Origin of the sequence: Citrobacter sp. RHBSTW-00017 (assembly GCF_013797615.1) — a bacterium.
GTDB lineage: Bacteria > Pseudomonadota > Gammaproteobacteria > Enterobacterales > Enterobacteriaceae > Citrobacter > Citrobacter braakii.
Genome location: NZ_CP056899.1, coordinates 1,931,875 through 1,949,365, shown reverse-complemented (window position 1 = coordinate 1,949,365; position 17,491 = coordinate 1,931,875). Strand labels below are relative to the sequence as shown.

Sequence of the window (17,491 nt, the reverse complement as noted above, 5' to 3'; positions counted from 1 at the left end):
TCATGTTTTCAGGGCTGTTAATCATTCTGGTTCCCCTTATTGTGGGCTACCTTATTCCGCTTCGGCACAGGGCTGCATTAAAACTCATCAATCGCCTGTTGAGCTGGATCGTCTACCTTATTCTCTTTTTTATGGGTATCAGCCTGGCGTTTCTGGATAATCTCGCCAGCAACCTGTTAGCCATTCTTCATTATTCTGCGGTCAGCGTGACGATCATTTTGCTGTGTAATATCGCGGCGCTGTTCTGGCTGGAGCGTTCGCTGCCCTGGCGACATAACCACAAGCAAGAAAAGCTACCCTCGCGAATTGCGATGGCGCTTGAGTCGCTTCAGCTTTGTGGCGTCGTCGTCGTGGGTTTTCTGCTCGGCCTCACCGGTCTTCCTATTCTGCAGCACGCCACCGAAGCCAGCGAATATACGTTAATCTTTTTACTGTTCCTGGTCGGGATTCAACTGCGCAACAGCGGTATGACCTTAAAGCAAATTGTGCTGAATCGCCGGGGGATGATTGTTGCGGTGGTCGTCGTCGCCAGTTCGATGCTAGCGGGGGTTATCAATGCGTTGCTCCTCGGCCTGCCGCTGAAAACCGCGCTGGCGATGGCGTCTGGTTTTGGCTGGTACTCCCTGTCCGGTATTCTGTTAACCGAATCGTTCGGGCCGGTGATTGGTAGCGCCGCCTTCTTTAATGACCTGGCCCGCGAATTGATTGCCATTATGTTGATTCCTGGAATGGTGGGCCGCAGCCGCTCAACCGCGCTGGGGCTATGTGGCGCGACATCAATGGATTTCACCTTACCGGTGCTACAACGCAGCGGCGGTCTGGAGATGGTTCCGGCAGCCATCGTCCACGGCTTTATTCTGAGTCTGTTAGTGCCTTTGCTGATGGCGTTTTTCTCCGCCTGAAGTCAGGACAAATACCTCTCTGGCGGTAGTCATCTACCGCCAAAATTGCGCTAAATCAATCTCCCTGCAAGTTGTAGCAGAAATCCCTTTTATCCCTTCGCGCACAGGCATAACCTTAAACATGTATATTAAATATAACTTTAAAAGGTGTGACCATGTTTTGTGTGCAATGTGAACAAACCATCCGTACTCCGGCAGGAAACGGCTGCTCTTACGCGCAGGGTATGTGCGGTAAAACGGCTGAAACCTCCGATTTGCAGGATCTACTGATTGCTTCCCTACAAGGTCTGTCTGCATGGGCTGTTAAGGCACGTGAATACGGCATCATCGACCATGAGGTTGATAACTTTGCGCCGCGTGCATTCTTCTCCACGCTGACCAACGTTAACTTCGATTCTCCGCGTATTGTTGGCTATGCCCGTGAAGCTATCGCCATGCGCGACGCCCTGAAAGCGCAATGCCTGAACATCGACGCGAACGCAGCGGTCGCTAACCCGATGGCCGATCTGCAACTGGTCAGCGACGATCTGGGCGACCTGCAACGTCAGGCCGCTGAATTTACCCCGAACAAAGACAAAGCAGCCATCGGCGAGAACATTCTCGGCCTGCGTCTGCTGTGCCTGTACGGCCTGAAAGGTGCGGCAGCTTACATGGAGCACGCGCACGTTCTCGGTCAGTACGACAACGACATCTACGCTCAGTACCACAAAATCATGGCATGGCTGGGAACCTGGCCTTCCGATATGAACGCTCTGCTGGAGTGCTCAATGGAAATCGGCCAGATGAACTTCAAAGTGATGAGCATTCTGGATGCTGGCGAAACCACTAAATACGGCCACCCGACGCCAACTCAGGTCAACGTCAAAGCAACCGAAGGTAAGTGCATCCTGATCTCCGGTCACGACCTGAAAGATCTGTACAACCTGCTGGAGCAGACCGAAGGTACCGGCGTTAACGTCTATACCCACGGTGAAATGCTGCCGGCGCACGGCTACCCGGAACTGCGTAAGTTCAAACACCTGATCGGTAACTACGGCAGCGGCTGGCAGAATCAGCAGGTTGAATTTGCCCGCTTCCCGGGCCCAATCGTAATGACCTCTAACTGCATCATCGACCCAACTGTTGGTGCCTACGATGACCGTATCTGGACTCGTAGCATCGTCGGTTGGCCGGGTGTAAGCCACCTCGAAGGCGACAACTTCGCTCCGGTAATCGCTCAGGCTCAGCAGATGGCGGGCTTCCCGTACAGCGAAATTCCGCACCTGATCACCGTTGGTTTCGGTCGTCAGACTCTGCTGGGCGCGGCTGATACCCTGATCGACCTGGTAAGCCGCGAAAAACTGCGTCACATCTTCCTGGTTGGCGGTTGTGATGGCGCGCGTGGCGAACGTAACTACTTCACCGACTTCGCCACCAGCGTGCCGGACGACTGCCTGATCCTGACCCTGGCGTGCGGTAAATACCGTTTCAACAAACTGGAGTTCGGTGATATCGAAGGCCTGCCGCGTCTGGTCGATGCAGGTCAGTGTAACGATGCATACTCTGCCATCATCCTGGCGGTAACCCTGGCTGAGAAACTGGGCTGTGGCGTGAACGATCTGCCGCTGTCTCTGGTGCTCTCCTGGTTCGAACAGAAAGCGATTGTCATTCTGCTGACCCTGCTGTCTCTGGGCGTGAAAAACATCGTCACTGGCCCGACTGCGCCTGGCTTCTTCACGCCGGACCTGCTGGCCGTTCTCAACGAGAAGTTCGGTCTGCGTTCCGTGACCACCGTTGAAGAAGACATGAAGCAACTGCTGAGCGCGTAAGGAGTAAAGAATGACAATGCCAACTCATCAGTGCCCATGGCGGATGCAGGTTCATCACATCCATCAGGAAACGCCGGATGTATGGACAATTTCGTTGCTGTGCCACGACTATTATCCGTACCGCGCCGGGCAGTATGCACTGGTCAGCGTACGTAATTCAGCGGACACGCTGCGTGCTTACACCCTCTCTTCAACGCCGGGCGTTAGCGAATACATCACGCTGACCATCCGCCGGATTGACGATGGCGCAGGCTCACAGTGGTTAACCCGCGACGTGAAGCGCGGCGACTATATCTGGCTGTCCGATGCAATGGGTGAATTCACCTGTGAAGATAAAGCGGAAGACAGGTTCCTGATGCTGGCCGCTGGCTGTGGCGTCACGCCAATCATGTCAATGCGTCGCTGGTTGGCAAAATACCGCCCACAGGCAGATGTGCAGGTGATCTTTAACGTCCGTTCACCGCAAGATGTCATTTTTGCCGACGAATGGCGCGAGTACCCGGTGACCTTAGTTGCTGAAAACAATGCCACTGACGGTTTTGTTTCCGGCCGACTGACCACCGAACTGCTGCAAAGCGTACCGGACCTGGCTTCGCGCACCGTGATGACCTGCGGCCCGGCGCCGTATATGGATCTGGTCGAGAAAGAAGTCAACGCGCTGGGCGTGACACGCTTCTTTAAAGAGCAGTTCTTCACCCCGGTAGCTGAAGCCGCCACCAGCGGTCTGAAGTTCACCAAACTGCAGCCGGCAAAAGAGTTTTATGCGCCGGTAGGCAGTACGCTGCTGGAAGCGCTGGAAAGCAATAAAGTGCCGGTTGTCGCCGCATGCCGTGCGGGCGTTTGCGGCTGCTGCAAAACCAAAGTGGTTGACGGTAACTACACGGTCAGCAGCACCATGACGCTGACCGACGCAGAAATTGCTGAAGGTTATGTGCTGGCTTGCTCCTGTCATCCGCAGGGTGATTTAGTGCTGGCGTAATTGGCCGATATCTGATGTGCAAAAGGCTACCCGGTTATATCGGGTGGCCTGTTTTTATGCTGTCAGACACTGCAAAATTCCGATTTTTTCACCCTCCCAGGCAAAATACCGTCCACCTCCTGCGAATTATCGACCACACTTACCTGGCACAGGTTAAGCAAAACCCCGACTACCACGTCGAACTTTCTACAAAGGATCCCCATGAAAAAAGTGGCCATCGTCGGCGTAGGTCCCACCGGAATTTATACGTTTCATGCCCTCGTTGAGCGCGGTGAACCGCTGGAGATACAGCTTTATGAGCAAGCTGAGGAAGCTGGCGTAGGCATGCCTTATAACAGCGACAACAACGCAGACCACATGCTGGCCAATATAGCCAGCATTGAGATCCCGCCGATTTATATCAGTTATCTGACGTGGCTACAGAATCAAAGCGATGAATACCTTGCGCAGTTTCGGCTTGAACGTACATCGTTGCATGAGCGGCAATTTTTGCCCCGCGTGATCCTCGGCGACTATTATCGCGATCGTTTTTTAGCCATCGTCGATAAAGCGCAAAGCTCCGGGTTCACAATTCGCGTATATGAATCAAGTAAAGTCACCGACCTGCAAGCAAACCCGACTGGGGTCTCCCTGTGGATCAATCACGCGTCACAGCCCGTCGAAGTGGATTTCGCCGCTATCGCCAGCGGTCATCTGTGGCCAGAAACTGATGCTCAGGCACGCAAGTTTTTCCCCAGTCCGTGGACCGGCCTGATGGAGGCGCAGATTAGCGCTTGCAGTGTGGGTATTCTGGGCACCTCGCTAAGCGCTATCGACGCGGCGATGGCCGTGGTCAGTCAGCATGGTACCTTCACCACCAATACCGACCGTTCACTGCAGTTCACGCGTAAACCCGACAGCCAAAACCTGAAGCTGACCCTGATGTCGCGCAGCGGTGTGCTGCCTGAAGCGGATTTTTACTGCCCTCTTCCCTATGAACCGCTGAATATCGCGACGCAAGAAGCGATTGAAAACGCCATTGCCGAGGGCCAAAACGGATTACTGGACCGCATCTTCCGGCTTATTGTGCAACAACTGCAAGACGCGGCCCCAGGGTGGTGCCAACAGGTAGCACTTGCAACGCTTAACGCCGACACATTCCCCGAGGTCTATTTTGCCGACAGGCTCAAGCATGACCCTTTTGACTGGGCGAGGCGTAACCTGGTGGAGGTTGAACGCAACAAGCAGGAACAACATACCGTCGCCTGGCGCTATACCTTATTGCGCCTACACGAGGTTATTGAAGAGATCGTTCCTCATCTTGATGCTCGCGACGAAAAACGTTTCAGGCGCGGACTGGCGCGCGTCTTTATTGATAACTATGCAGCAATCCCGTCTGAATCTATCCGCCGATTGCTGGCTCTGCACGATGCCGGGCTGATTGAGATCCTCGCACTCGGCAAGGATTATGAGCGTACAAATGAGCAGGAAAGGACGGTCATTTACCACCACGGTCAGCGCAGTGAATTTGATGTATTTATTGACGCCCGAGGACAACGGGCATTGCAGAGCAAAGATATTCCGTTCCCAACGCTACGCGATCAACTGCTGGCCTGTGGCGATGAGATCCCGGATATCGGCGAAGATTACACGCTGCAAGCGCCGGAAAACGCCCGCAACCGCATCGCCTTTGGCGGACTGCCGTGGTTGATGCACGACCGTCCCTTTATTCAGGGGCTGGTGGTTAGCGCTGAAATAGGCGCCGCGATGGCAAAGGCATTGACGCAACGTGCACTGAGACGTCGGCACAAACTGTGGAGCAGTGACGACATGGATTAGCGGCCAGATTTAATGGCGAGGCGGAGATAGGTTAACGCATTCCCGCCTCTGTATTGATTCTCGGATGGCAAACTATCGCCAGGCCGAGTTTCCGGCAACGGAGAAACGCCCCGCCCCCAAAAATGCCACGGCCAGAGCGCCGATAAAGAAATACACCAGACTTTCAATTGCCCATGCGCCGGTTTTATCCAGTGACCAGGTTTCACCCATCCCGACCATCAGCCATGCCACCACCATCGTAAACGCCAGCCCCAACGCCGCCGGACGCGTCAGGATCCCAAGAATAATCAGGCACGGTGCCACAACCTCTCCCAGCAGAACGCCATACGCAATAAAGCCAGGGAAACCTTTCGCTATCAGCATGCCACTGATGCCATCAATACCCGCGAACAGTTTATGCAGCCCATGAAACAGCATTAATCCCCCCACGGCAATACGTAACAAAAACTTGCCAAAATCTTCATGAGTCAGTACCCGGTTAACTGTATTTAATAGTTTTATAACCATTTGAATTTATTCCTTGTTTCACCATGTCCAATAACAAACTACGCTTAATACAGGCTTAATGAAACCTGCCGGAAATAAGAGGTAATGATAAGCATAACTATTATCTTCATCTAAACTTGTAACCGGTATCACATTAAAGGAGAAGGAAAACCATGAAACAAACGGTTGCCGCTTTTATTGCTAAAACACTCGAACAAGCTGGCGTTAAACGCATTTGGGGTGTGACGGGTGACTCGCTAAATGGCCTTAGTGACAGTCTGAATCGTATGGGAACGATTGACTGGATGCCAACACGTCACGAAGAGGTTGCGGCCTTCGCCGCGGGCGCTGAAGCGCAGTTGACGGGAGAACTGGCCGTCTGCGCAGGCTCGTGTGGACCAGGCAACCTGCACCTGATTAACGGCCTGTTTGATTGCCACCGCAACCACGTCCCGGTGCTGGCAATTGCTGCACACATTCCATCCAGTGAGATAGGCAGCGGTTATTTTCAGGAGACCCACCCGCAAGAGTTGTTTCGCGAATGTAGCCACTATTGCGAGCTGGTTTCCAGCCCTGAACAGATCCCACAGGTGCTGGCAATTGCCATGCGTAAAGCGGTGCTCAACCGCGGCGTCTCCGTGGTGGTATTACCCGGCGACGTTGCGCTGAAGCCAGCACCAGAAAGCGCCAGCACTCACTGGTATCATGCGCCGCTCCCGGTGGTCACTCCGGAAGAAGAAGAGCTCAGAAAACTAGCGCAACTGCTACGCTACTCCAGCAATATCGCCCTGATGTGCGGCAGCGGCTGCGCCGGTGCGCATAAAGAACTGGTTGAGTTTGCTGCTAAAATAAAAGCGCCGATTGTGCACGCCCTGCGTGGTAAAGAGCATGTGGAGTACGACAACCCTTACGACGTGGGCATGACCGGGCTGATCGGCTTTTCATCCGGCTTCCATACCATGATGAATGCCGACACGCTGATCCTGCTCGGTACCCAGTTCCCCTATCGCCCGTTCTACCCCACCGACGCCAAGATTATTCAGATCGATATCAATCCGGCAAGCATTGGCGCGCACAGTAAAGTTGATATGGCGCTGGTAGGCGATATTAAATCCACACTCCGCACCCTGCTGCAGCTGGTGGAGGAAAAAACCGATCGGCAGTTCCTGGATAAAGCGCTGGAACACTATCGTGAGGCGCGTAAAGGGCTGGATGATTTAGCCAAACCCAGCGATAAAGCCATTCATCCGCAGTATCTGGCGCAGCAGATCAGCCATTTTGCCGCTGACGACGCCATCTTCACCTGCGACGTTGGCACGCCAACGGTGTGGGCGGCACGTTATCTGAAAATGAACGGTAAACGCCGTCTGATCGGTTCGTTTAACCACGGGTCGATGGCCAATGCCATGCCCCAGGCGCTCGGCGCGCAAGCGACCGAACCGGGACGTCAGGTTGTCGCAATGTGCGGTGACGGCGGTTTTAGCATGCTGATGGGCGACTTTCTGTCGGTTGTGCAAATGAAGCTGCCGGTGAAGATTATTGTCTTCAACAACAGCGTCTTGGGGTTTGTGGCGATGGAGATGAAAGCTGGCGGTTATCTGACCGACGGTACCGAACTGCACGATACAAATTTCGCACGGATTGCCGAGGCTTGCGGCATCACGGGCATTCGCGTGGAGAAATCCTCAGAGGTTGATGAAGCGCTGCAAAGGGCGATGTCGATTGACGGTCCGGTGCTGGTCGATGTGGTCGTCGCGAAAGAAGAACTGGCGATCCCGCCGCAGATCAAACTCGAACAAGCTAAAGGTTTTAGCCTGTATATGCTGCGCGCAATCATCAGCGGGCGCGGTGATGAAGTGATCGAACTGGCGAAAACTAACTGGCTCAGGTAAAACAGAGGGCATTACCTCACTTAAAAAGGAATGCCCGTGATTGATTTACGCAGTGATACCGTCACCCGACCAAGTCGCGCCATGCTCGAAGAGATGATGGCCGCCCCGGTCGGGGACGACGTCTACGGTGATGACCCTACCGTTAATGCCCTCCAGCAATACGCAGCCGAGCTTGCTGGCAAAGAAGCCGCAATTTTCTTACCCACAGGCACTCAGGCGAACCTGGTGGCTCTCCTCAGCCATTGTCAGCGCGGGGAAGAGTATATCGCCGGTCAGGGCGCGCATAACTATCTCTACGAAGCGGGTGGCGCAGCGGTACTCGGCAGCATTCAACCGCAACCTATCGACGCCATGCCGGATGGCTCTTTGCCGCTGGACAAAGTGGCGGCAAAAATCAAAGCGGACGATATCCATTTTGCCCGCACGCGTCTGCTCAGCCTGGAAAACACCCACAACGGCAAAGTGCTACCACGCGAGTATCTGAAAGAGGCCTGGGAATTCACCCGTGAGCGCAATCTTGCGCTGCATGTCGACGGCGCGCGTATTTTTAACGCCATCGTCGCCTATGGCTGTGAGTTAAAAGATGTCACGCAATACTGCGATTCGTTCACCATTTGTCTCTCCAAAGGTTTAGGAACGCCGGTAGGCTCACTGCTGGTCGGCAGCCACGAGTACATCAAGCGCGCCATTCGCTGGCGTAAAATGACCGGTGGCGGAATGCGTCAGGCCGGTATTCTGGCGGCGGCCGGACTGTATGCGCTGAAAAATAACGTGTCGCGTTTACAAGAAGACCATGACAACGCCGCCTGGATGGCGGAACAACTGCGCGAAGCAGGAGCGGACGTCATGCGCCACGACACCAACATGCTGTTTGTCCGCGTTGGCGAAGAACACGCTGCGGCACTGGGCGAGTACATGAAAGCGCAAGGCGTGCTGATTAACGCCTCGCCGATTGTGCGTCTGGTGATGCATCTGGACGTATCGCGTGAACAGCTTGCTGAAGTCGTCGCCCACTGGCGCGCTTTTTTAACCCGCTAAGGAGATGGGCGTGCCGCAACGGATTTTGGTTCTTGGCGCCAGTGGCTACATTGGTCAGCATCTGGTACAGGCGCTCAGTCAGCAAGGGCATCAGGTGCTGGCTGCGGCACGCCGCATCGAGCGGCTGGAAAAGCAGCAGTTGGCCAACGTCAGTTGCCATAAGGTCGATTTGAATTGGCCAGATAACCTAACACCGCTGCTGACCGGCGTTGATACGGTCTATTACCTGGTCCATGGCATGGGAGAAGGCGGTGATTTTATCGCCCATGAGCGCCAGGTAGCAATGAACGTGCGCGATGCGCTACGTGATACGCCAGTCAAACAGCTTATTTTCCTGAGCTCATTACAGGCTCCCCGCCATGAACAATCCGATCATCTGCGTGCGCGACAGATAACCGCGGACACCCTGCGCGAATCAGGCGTGCCGATGACCGAATTGCGCGCGGGTATTATCGTAGGGGCAGGTTCTGCCGCCTTTGAAGTGATGCGCGACATGGTCTACAACCTGCCGGTACTCACCCCTCCGCGCTGGGTGCGCTCGCGTACCACGCCTATCGCACTGGAGAATTTAATGTACTACCTGGTGGCGTTGTTGGACCATCCTACACGCCAACACCGCGTACTCGAAGCCGCCGGGCCGCAGGTATTGAGCTATCAGGAGCAGTTCGAGCATTTTATGGCGGTCAGCGGTAAACATCGCCTGCTCATCCCTGTCCCCTTTCCTACCCGCTGGATTTCGGTCTGGTTTTTGAACGTCATAACGTCAGTGCCGCCGACCACGGCCAAAGCGCTGATACAGGGGTTAAAACACGACCTGCTGGCCGATGACACCGAATTACGCACGCTGATCCCGCAAAAGCTGATTGCCTTTGATGACGCGGTGCGCAGCACGTTGAAAGAAGAAGAGAAGCTGGTTAATTCCAGCGACTGGGGTTACGACGCGCAGGCATTTGCCCGCTGGCGCCCCGAATATGGCTATTTCGCTAAACAAGCTGGCTTTAGCGTTGAAACCTCCGCCAGTCGGCAGGCACTGTGGCAGGTGGTGAATCGCCTCGGCGGCAAAGAAGGCTATTTCTTCGGTAATATTTTATGGAAAACGCGCGCGGCGTTGGACCTGCTGGTCGGCCATAAGCTGGCGAAAGGCAGACCGCAACACTCTCTGTTGCAGGTTGGCGATACCGTTGATAGCTGGAAAGTGATCATCGTTGAGCCAGAAAAACAGCTGACGCTGCTGTTTGGGATGAAAGCACCAGGATTGGGTCGTCTGAGCTTCACGCTGGAAGATAAAGGCGACCAGCGACGCATTGATGTCCGCGCCTGGTGGCATCCGCACGGCATGCCAGGCCTCTTCTATTGGCTGCTGATGATCCCGGCGCATCTGTTCATTTTCAGAGGGATGGCGAAGCGTATTGCTAAACTTGCAGAACAAATCACAGACTCATGATAAAAAGAGCCTGTATTCTTTCATGTTTCCCATTGCATACAGACGAAATTCACGGAAGAATGCGCACGACGTTTTTTAAACACAGTGGATTGATATGAAGGTACTGGTTACCGGAGCCACCAGCGGCTTAGGCCGAAACGCGGTTGAGTTTTTATGCAGCAAAGGCGTCAGCGTCAGAGCTACCGGTCGCAACGAAGCGATGGGCAAGCTGCTGGAGAAAATGGGCGCAGAGTTTGTGCATGCCGATTTGACCGAGCTGGTCTCTTCGCAGGCAAAAGTGATGCTCGCCGGTATCGATACGCTGTGGCACTGCTCCAGTTTTACCTCACCATGGGGAACTCAGGAAGCCTTCGATCTGGCCAACGTTCGCGCAACCCGCCGTCTGGGCGAGTGGGCCGTGGCCTGGGGCGTTCGTAACTTCATTCATATCTCATCACCGTCGCTCTATTTTGATTATCACCACCATCGCGATATCAAAGAGGACTTCCGCCCCCAACGCTTCGCCAATGAATTCGCCCGCAGTAAAGCGGCTGGCGAAGATGTGATTGCGTTGCTGACACAGGCCAACCCGCAGACCCGTTTTACGGTATTGCGTCCGCAAAGCTTGTTCGGACCACACGATAAAGTCTTTATCCCACGCCTGGCCCATATGATGTACCACTACGGCAGCATTCTGTTGCCGCACGGCGGAAGTGCGCTGGTGGATATGACCTACTACGAGAATGCGGTGCACGCGATGTGGCTGGCAAGTCAGCAAGCCTGCGATAATCTGCCGTCGGGTCGCGCGTACAACATTACCAACGGCGAGCATCGCACCCTGCGCAGTATTGTGCAGAAACTCATCGACGAGCTGAATATTGATTGCCGTATCCGCTCCGTACCCTACCCGATGCTGGACATGATTGCCCGCAGCATGGAGCGGTTAGGCAATAAATCGGCGAAAGAGCCAAAGCTTACGCATTACGGCGTCTCGAAGCTGAATTTTGACTTTACGCTGGATACCACCCGCGCTCAGGAAGAATTAGGTTATCAGCCCGTTGTGACGCTGGATGAAGGGATTGAGCGTACCGCGGCCTGGCTGCGTGACCACGGCAAGCTGCCGCGTTAACCCTGCCCGTATTTCTCCAGTAACGCTTCGGCAATCGCCTGAGTTTCTGCATCCGCCACGCCGTTCCACAACGTCGGGCGGAAGTGCATCTGGAAGGCCATAATCACCCGCCGCTGTTCAGGCGGCGTCATTTCAGGTTTTACCTCATAACCATAGCGCGACAGCAGATCGAGCAATGATGAGGTTTCTACCGGTGTATCGGGCGCTCGCCCGGCAAGATAAAACGCCACCCGCTGAGCATCCGGCCACGCGCCAATTCCTTGCGCAGCCAGTTCTTCCCATGGAAACAGCGGACCTGGATCGTCCTTGCGCTGCGGTGCGACATCCGCATGGGCCACCACGTTCTGCGGTTTTATGTCATAACGGGCAATAATATCTTTCGCCAAAGGGATTAGCGCCTGAATTTGCGCGGGTTCAAACGGCGCAAAATACTTGCTGCCCGCCGATTTTTGCCAGCCGCGGTTTTCCAGCTCAATGCCGATCGAGGTATCGTTAATTCGCGTAGCGCCGCGCCAAAAGCTAATCCCCGCATGCCAGGCCAGATCTTTTTCCGGCACCAGTTGCCAGATACGCGGTTTGCCGTGGTAGAGCGGCGGCACTGCCGGGATCAGATAGTGCGAGCTGACGTTTTTATCGGTCAGCGTAGCCAGAGAAGAGTCGAAATCATCGGCCGTGTAATGGATAACCAGCACTTTAATGCGCGGGTAAGCAGCCTGCGCCTGACGACGGGTATCTAACTGATACCCGTCTTTGTCGACAATCCCTTTTTCGCCAGCACATCCTACCAGCAGCAGCGTTAATGCCAGCAGAGACAGCAGACGCTTCATCGGCGAGTTTTCACCGCGGTGCCGCTGACGCTCACCATCAACATGCTACCGTCTTTGCCTACGGTTTCGTAATCGATATCGATACCGACTACCGCATCAGCACCGAGCGCTTTTGCCTGTTCACCAAGCTCCTGAAAAGCAATCTCACGCGCTTTACGCAGTTCTTTTTCATACGCGCCGGAGCGACCGCCGACGATATCGCGAATGCCGGCGAAGAAATCGCGGAAGATATTCGCGCCTAAAATGGCTTCGCCAGTCACAACACCGCAGTATTCCACGATGCTTTGCCCTTCCAGCGTAGGGGTAGTCGAAAACTGCATGATAAATCTCCTTTTTGCGCTAAGAGCACGATCTCAAAAGCATTATCGAACCGATCCACTATCATTGAAAGGATATATTCTTTACACAAAATAATTCGAGTTGCTGGAAGGCGGCAAGAGAGTGAATCTCCAGGAGCATAGATAACTATGTGACTGGGGTGAACGCACGTAGCCAACGCACAAGCAACTTGAAGTATGACATGTAAATCAACGTAGAACACTAATAGTAGAAAGCTAATAAGGAAATCATTATGCGCTACTCGAAACTCTCTCTGCTGGTTCCATGTGCACTACTTCTCAGCGCCTGTACTACCGTAACGCCGGCCTACAAAGATAACGGCACGCGTAGCGGCTCTTGCGTAGAAGGCGGGCCAGACAGCGTGGCTCAACAATTCTATGATTACCGTATTCAGCACCGAAACAATGACATTACTCCCCTTCGTCCGTACCTCAGCGACAACCTGGCGAAACTGCTGAACGATGCCAGCCGTGATAACGCGCATCGCGATCTGTTTAACAGCGATCCGTTCTCTAGTCGCGCCACGTTACCGGACAGTGCCAGCGTCGCCAGCGCATCGACCATTCCGAATAGTGATGCACGCAACATTCCGCTGCGCGTAGAACTTAAACAGGGTGACCAAAGCTGGCGTGATGAAGTGCTGATGATCCGCGAAGGCCAGTGCTGGGTAATTGACGATGTCCGCTATCTGGGCGGCAGCGTACACGCGCCAGCCGGGACGCTGCGCCAGTCTGTCGAAAACCGCTAACCGCCCCATTCACCCGCCTGAATCATAACCCCCATAAATTGTCTGGCATTCTGCATAGAATGCCGACAATTATTCTTGCCCACTGGTGGCCCCGCTATTTTGTGCTATGTTTAGATAAGAATGCGGTTTGCATTTAACTTTTAACGCATAAATATTGCATAACTATTCTGTCAAAGGTAGTATCTGCGGCTTCAATAGCTATCAGACTGCCAGTATCGAGTGTCAATGAGTATTCAATTAAACGGCATTAACTGCTTCTACGGCGCACATCAGGCGCTGTTCGATATCACGCTGGATTGCCCTCAGGGTGAAACACTGGTGTTACTTGGCCCAAGTGGAGCCGGGAAAAGCTCGCTGCTGCGCGTACTCAACCTGCTTGAGATGCCGCGCTCGGGCACGCTCTCTATTGCGGGTAACCGTTTCGACTTCACGAAGACCCCGTCAGACAAAGCCATTCGGGAGCTGCGTCAGAACGTGGGCATGGTCTTCCAGCAATACAACCTTTGGCCGCATCTCACGGTTGTGCAGAATCTGATTGAAGCGCCCTGCCGCGTACTGGGTCTGACAAAAGATCAAGCGCTGGCACGCGCCGAAAAATTGCTGGAACGTCTGCGCCTGAAGCCGTACAGCGATCGCTACCCACTGCATCTCTCCGGCGGCCAGCAACAGCGTGTGGCCATTGCCCGCGCGTTGATGATGGAGCCGCAGGTGCTGCTGTTTGATGAACCTACTGCAGCGCTTGATCCGGAAATTACTGCCCAAATCGTCAGCATCATTCGTGAACTGGCGGAAACCAACATTACTCAGGTGATCGTCACCCACGAAGTGGAAGTTGCACGTAAAACGGCCAGCCGTGTGGTGTATATGGAAAACGGTCATATCGTCGAGTTTGGGGATGCGAGCTGCTTTGCCAACCCGCAAACCGAAGCGTTTAAAAACTATCTCTCTCACTAAGATTCGGGACAATACAATGAAAAAAGTTCTGATTGCCGCGCTAATCGCAGGTTTTAGCCTTTCCGCTACCGCAGCCCAAACCATTCGTTTCGCCACCGAAGCGTCTTATCCTCCGTTTGAATCTATTGATGCGAATAACAAAATCGTAGGGTTTGACGTTGATCTGGCGAATGCGCTGTGTAAAGAGATTGACGCGACCTGTACCTTCACCAATCAGGCCTTCGACAGCCTGATCCCGAGCCTGAAATTCCGTCGTTTTGACGCGGTGATGGCCGGTATGGACATCACGCCAGAGCGTGAAAAACAGGTTCTGTTCACCACCCCGTATTACGACAACTCTGCCCTGTTTGTTGGTCAACAGGGTAAATACACCAGCATTGACCAGTTGAAAGGCAAAAAAGTCGGTGTACAAAACGGTACTACGCACCAGAAATTCATCATGGATAAACATCCGGAAGTGACCACCGTACCGTATGACAGCTACCAGAATGCCAAACTCGATCTGCAAAATGGTCGTATTGACGGCGTATTTGGTGATACCGCAGTGGTGACCGAATGGCTGAAAGACAATCCAAAGCTGGCCGCTGTTGGCGACAAAGTGACGGATAAAGATTACTTCGGTACGGGTCTGGGCATCGCTGTGCGCCAGGGCAATACCGAGCTGCAGCAGAAATTTAACGCTGCGCTGGAAAAAGTGAAGAAAGATGGGACTTACGAGACCATCTACAACAAATGGTTCCAGAAGTAATACTTGATGAATGAATTTTTTCCTTTAGCAAGCGCCGCCGGGATGACCGTCGGCCTTGCCGTTTGTGCGCTGATTATTGGCCTCGCGCTCGCCATGTTTTTTGCCGTCTGGGAGTCAGTAAAATGGCGTCCGGTAGCATGGACGGGCTCAGCTCTGGTCACCATCCTGCGTGGTCTGCCGGAAATTCTGGTGGTTCTGTTCATCTATTTCGGCTCTTCACAACTGCTGCTGACGCTGGCCGATGGCTTTACGATCAATCTCGGGGTTGTACAAATCCCGGTTCAGATGCAGATCGAAAACTTCGACGTCAGCCCGTTCCTGTGCGGTGTGATTGCGCTGTCATTGCTGTATGCGGCTTACGCGTCGCAAACGCTGCGTGGCGCGCTGAAGGCCGTACCACTCGGACAATGGGAATCAGGTCAGGCGTTGGGTTTGTCTAAAGCCGCGATCTTCTTCCGCCTGGTGATGCCGCAGATGTGGCGCCACGCTCTGCCGGGACTGGGTAACCAGTGGCTGGTGTTGCTGAAAGATACCGCGCTGGTCAGCCTTATCAGCGTGAACGATCTGATGCTGCAAACCAAGAGCATTGCCACCCGTACCCAGGAGCCGTTTACCTGGTACATTGTGGCGGCGGCTATTTACCTGGTGATTACGCTGGTGAGTCAGTACATTCTTAAACGCATTGACCTGCGCGCGACACGATTTGAGCGGAGGCCAGGCTGATGCTTGAGTATTTACCTGAATTGTTAAAAGGGTTGCATACCAGCCTGACGCTGACGGTAGCCTCCATCGTGGTTGCTCTGGTGCTGGCGCTGGTTTTCACCGTCATACTGACGCTAAAAACGCCGATTGTGGTCTGGTTGGTTCGCGCCTATATCACGTTGTTTACCGGTACTCCGCTGCTGGTGCAAATCTTCCTGATCTACTACGGGCCAGGGCAGTTCCCGACGCTACAGGAGTATCCGGTACTGTGGCACCTGCTCTCTGAACCGTGGCTGTGCGCCTTAATTGCGCTATCGTTAAACAGTGCGGCTTATACCACTCAACTGTTCTACGGTGCTATCCGCGCAATCCCGGAAGGCCAGTGGCAGTCCTGTGGAGCGTTGGGGATGAGTAAGAAGGATACGCTGGCGATTCTGTTGCCGTACGCCTTTAAACGCGCCCTCTCCTCGTATTCCAACGAAGTGGTGCTGGTGTTTAAAAGTACCTCACTGGCATACACCATCACGCTGATGGAAGTCATGGGCTATAGTCAGCTGCTGTACGGTCGCACTTATGACGTCATGGTTTTCGGCGCGGCGGGTGTGATTTACCTGATCGTCAACGGTTTGCTGACGCTGATGATGCGCTTGATCGAACGTAAAGCGCTGGCGTTTGAACACCGGAATTAAATCGGTTTTTATGTCTGATGGCGCTACGCTTATCAGGCTACGATTCATCTTCCGTTGTACACTCTCCGGTGAATATGCATAAAGCCAAAATAAAAAAGACGGACAACAACCTAAATTGTCCGTCTTTTTTTATACCAGAAAAAATAGTTAATCATTTTTATTGCATATAAATTCATTAAATGGCATTGTTAATTCACGCCGCAGACACGGTAAATAATCATAAGATTGACAGACGGGAGTTCCACCATGAAAAAGTTAGTACTGGCCGCATTACTTGCTACTTTCGCCGCTGGCGCCTCAGCTGCTGATAAAATTAGTTTCGGTGTATCAGCAACTTATCCGCCATTTGAGTCACTGGATGCAAGCAATAAAATTGTCGGTTTTGACATCGACCTGGCAACGGCACTGTGCAAACAAATGCAGGCTGACTGTACTTTCACCAATCATGCTTTTGATAGCTTGATTCCCGCGCTGAAATTCAAAAAATATGATGCGGTGATTTCCGGAATGGACATCACGCCTGAGCGTAGCAAGCAGGTGGCATTTACTCAGCCTTACTATGCAAACTCCGCGCTGGTGATTGCGAAAAAAGACACCTATAAAACCTTTGCCGACCTGAAAGGGAAACGCATTGGCATGGAAAACGGCACCACGCACCAGAAATACCTGCAGGACAAACACCCTGAAGTGAAAACCGTGGCCTACGACAGCTATCAGAATGCGATTATCGACCTGAAAAATGGTCGTATTGATGGCGTATTTGGCGATACCGCCGTGGTTAACGAGTGGCTGAAAACCAACCCGCAGTTAGGTGTAGCCACTGACAAAGTGACCGACCCACAATACTTCGGTACTGGTCTTGGCATTGCGGTTCGCCCAGATAACAAAGCCCTGCTGGAAAAACTGAATAGCGCGCTGGCCGCAATCAAAGCTGACGGCACGTACCAAAAAATCAGCGATCAGTGGTTCCCACAGTAACGTCCGCCCAATCTGAAAAGCCGCATTCTGC

The 17,491-nt window shown here is 53.5% G+C and carries 17 protein-coding genes; 14 read left to right on the top strand and 3 right to left on the bottom strand.

Translation table 11 applies throughout. The annotated features are described in order from the left end of the window. The first annotated feature begins 2 nt into the window (after nucleotides 1–2). From HV037_RS09420 to HV037_RS09405, 4 genes are all read left to right on the top strand, one after another. Nucleotides 3–902 carry a lysine exporter LysO family protein gene (locus tag HV037_RS09420; RefSeq protein ID WP_103284009.1) on the top strand — a complete coding sequence of 300 codons (900 nt, stop codon included), beginning with the start codon at nucleotides 3–5 and terminating at the stop codon, nucleotides 900–902. A 155-nt stretch (nucleotides 903–1,057) separates the two neighbouring features. Further along, nucleotides 1,058–2,710: a hydroxylamine reductase gene (gene hcp / locus HV037_RS09415; protein WP_016153657.1), complete on the top strand. Its 1,653-nt coding sequence runs from the start codon at nucleotides 1,058–1,060 to the stop codon at nucleotides 2,708–2,710. 10 nt (nucleotides 2,711–2,720) lie between these two features. Continuing rightward, the gene (gene hcr / locus HV037_RS09410; RefSeq protein WP_016153658.1) at nucleotides 2,721–3,689 is read left to right on the top strand and encodes an NADH oxidoreductase; all 969 of its coding nucleotides are present in this window, start codon (nucleotides 2,721–2,723) and stop codon (nucleotides 3,687–3,689) included. A gap of 201 nt (nucleotides 3,690–3,890) precedes the next feature. Next, a complete protein-coding gene (locus HV037_RS09405) occupies nucleotides 3,891–5,507 on the top strand; it encodes an FAD-NAD(P)-binding protein (RefSeq protein ID WP_103284010.1) in 1,617 nt (538 codons plus the stop codon). A 72-nt stretch (nucleotides 5,508–5,579) separates the two neighbouring features. Here the strand turns inward: HV037_RS09405 and HV037_RS09400 are convergent, their stop codons facing one another. After that, a complete protein-coding gene (locus tag HV037_RS09400) occupies nucleotides 5,580–6,014 on the bottom strand; it encodes a DoxX family membrane protein (RefSeq protein WP_016156945.1) in 435 nt (144 codons plus the stop codon). A gap of 152 nt (nucleotides 6,015–6,166) precedes the next feature. On the opposite strand from HV037_RS09400, the gene poxB reads away from it, so the two are divergent. The 4 genes from poxB (at nucleotide 6,167) to HV037_RS09380 (ending at nucleotide 11,475) form a co-directional block, all read left to right on the top strand. Next, on the top strand, nucleotides 6,167–7,885 hold the full coding sequence (gene poxB, locus HV037_RS09395; protein WP_103284011.1) for a ubiquinone-dependent pyruvate dehydrogenase: 1,719 nt from the start codon (nucleotides 6,167–6,169) through the stop codon (nucleotides 7,883–7,885). 36 nt (nucleotides 7,886–7,921) lie between these two features. Further along, on the top strand, nucleotides 7,922–8,923 hold the full coding sequence (ltaE, locus tag HV037_RS09390; RefSeq protein ID WP_016153662.1) for a low-specificity L-threonine aldolase: 1,002 nt from the start codon (nucleotides 7,922–7,924) through the stop codon (nucleotides 8,921–8,923). Nucleotides 8,924–8,933: 10 nt separating this feature from the next. After that, complete coding sequence (locus HV037_RS09385) at nucleotides 8,934–10,367, top strand: SDR family oxidoreductase (RefSeq protein ID WP_016153663.1); 1,434 nt, start codon at nucleotides 8,934–8,936, stop codon at nucleotides 10,365–10,367. A 94-nt stretch (nucleotides 10,368–10,461) separates the two neighbouring features. Beyond that, the gene (locus HV037_RS09380) at nucleotides 10,462–11,475 is read left to right on the top strand and encodes an NAD(P)-dependent oxidoreductase (RefSeq protein ID WP_016153664.1); all 1,014 of its coding nucleotides are present in this window, start codon (nucleotides 10,462–10,464) and stop codon (nucleotides 11,473–11,475) included. Here the strand turns inward: HV037_RS09380 and HV037_RS09375 are convergent. Further along, a complete protein-coding gene (locus HV037_RS09375; protein ID WP_103284012.1) occupies nucleotides 11,472–12,302 on the bottom strand; it encodes an N-acetylmuramoyl-L-alanine amidase in 831 nt (276 codons plus the stop codon). The two genes, HV037_RS09380 and HV037_RS09375, sit on opposite strands and share 4 nt — an antisense overlap. Continuing rightward, on the bottom strand, nucleotides 12,299–12,622 hold the full coding sequence (locus HV037_RS09370; RefSeq protein ID WP_001160725.1) for a heavy metal-binding domain-containing protein: 324 nt from the start codon (nucleotides 12,620–12,622) through the stop codon (nucleotides 12,299–12,301). The genes HV037_RS09375 and HV037_RS09370 overlap by 4 nt, the downstream gene beginning before the upstream one ends. Nucleotides 12,623–12,873: 251 nt before the next feature. On the opposite strand from HV037_RS09370, the gene HV037_RS09365 reads away from it, so the two are divergent. The 6 genes from HV037_RS09365 to artJ all read left to right on the top strand — a co-directional run bounded on the left by HV037_RS09365 (nucleotide 12,874) and on the right by artJ (nucleotide 17,460). Further along, entirely contained in the window at nucleotides 12,874–13,389 is a 516-nt protein-coding gene (locus HV037_RS09365; RefSeq protein WP_019077200.1) for a lipoprotein, read from the top strand. Nucleotides 13,390–13,614: 225 nt separating this feature from the next. Continuing rightward, entirely contained in the window at nucleotides 13,615–14,343 is a 729-nt protein-coding gene (gene artP / locus HV037_RS09360; RefSeq protein WP_016156950.1) for an arginine ABC transporter ATP-binding protein ArtP, read from the top strand. A 16-nt stretch (nucleotides 14,344–14,359) separates the two neighbouring features. Next, nucleotides 14,360–15,091: an arginine ABC transporter substrate-binding protein ArtI gene (gene artI / locus HV037_RS09355; RefSeq protein ID WP_003027298.1), complete on the top strand. Its 732-nt coding sequence runs from the start codon at nucleotides 14,360–14,362 to the stop codon at nucleotides 15,089–15,091. 6 nt (nucleotides 15,092–15,097) lie between these two features. Beyond that, nucleotides 15,098–15,814, top strand: a complete 717-nt coding sequence (gene artQ, locus HV037_RS09350; protein ID WP_046275435.1) for an arginine ABC transporter permease ArtQ — start codon at nucleotides 15,098–15,100, stop codon at nucleotides 15,812–15,814. Continuing rightward, nucleotides 15,814–16,482 carry an arginine ABC transporter permease ArtM gene (gene artM, locus HV037_RS09345; RefSeq protein WP_016153669.1) on the top strand — a complete coding sequence of 223 codons (669 nt, stop codon included), beginning with the start codon at nucleotides 15,814–15,816 and terminating at the stop codon, nucleotides 16,480–16,482. Before artQ ends, artM begins: the two co-directional genes overlap by 1 nt. 246 nt (nucleotides 16,483–16,728) lie before the next feature. Next, nucleotides 16,729–17,460, top strand: coding sequence for an arginine ABC transporter substrate-binding protein ArtJ (gene artJ / locus HV037_RS09340; protein ID WP_016153670.1), 732 nt, complete (start codon nucleotides 16,729–16,731; stop codon nucleotides 17,458–17,460). Nucleotides 17,461–17,491: the final 31 nt, after the last annotated feature.